This window comes from Streptomyces sp. bgisy027 (assembly GCF_057710365.1).
Genome location: NZ_JBYIVZ010000146.1, coordinates 1 through 763 on the forward strand (window position 1 = coordinate 1; position 763 = coordinate 763).

A 763-nucleotide genomic window follows, 5' to 3' on the forward strand; every position below is an offset into this window, starting at 1 on the left:
TGCGGGATCTGGTCACCGCGTCGGATCCGCTGCCGCTGCTGGTGGAGCGGGAGCGGGCCCTGTACGGCTCCTGGTACGAGTTCTTCCCGCGCTCGGAGGGCACGGCCGAGCGTCCGCACGGCACCTTCGAGTCGGCCGCTCTCCGGTTGCCGGGGATCGCGGCGATGGGCTTCGACGTGGTCTACCTGCCGCCGATCCACCCGATCGGCACGACCTTCCGCAAGGGCCCCAACAACACCCTGTCCGCCGGTGCCGACGACGTCGGGGTGCCCTGGGCGATCGGTTCGCCCGAGGGCGGCCACGACGCCGTCCACCCGGACCTGGGCACGATCGAGGACTTCGACCGGTTCGTGGCGCGTGCCGGGGAGCTGGGGCTGGAGGTGGCGCTCGACTTCGCCCTGCAGTGCTCGCCGGACCATCCGTGGGTGGACAAGCATCCGGAGTGGTTCCACCACCGCCCCGACGGCACCATCGCGTACGCGGAGAACCCGCCGAAGAAGTACCAGGACATCTACCCGATCGCGTTCGACGCGGACATGGACGCTCTGGTCGCCGAGACGCTGCGGGTGCTGCGGCACTGGATGGACCACGGGGTGCGGATCTTCCGGGTCGACAACCCGCACACCAAGCCGGTGGTGTTCTGGCAGCGGGTGATCGCGGACGTGGGCCGCACCGACCCCGACGTGATCTTCCTGGCGGAGGCGTTCACCCGGCCGGCGATGATGCACACCCTGGCCCAGATCGGCTTCCAGCAGTCCTACAC

1 protein-coding gene is annotated in these 763 nt (G+C 70.0%); it reads left to right on the forward strand.

The genetic code is table 11. The features are described from left to right. On the forward strand, positions 1-763 hold a 763-nt coding region (locus AC3ETA_RS47795; protein ID WP_488187675.1), incomplete at both ends, for an alpha-amylase family protein.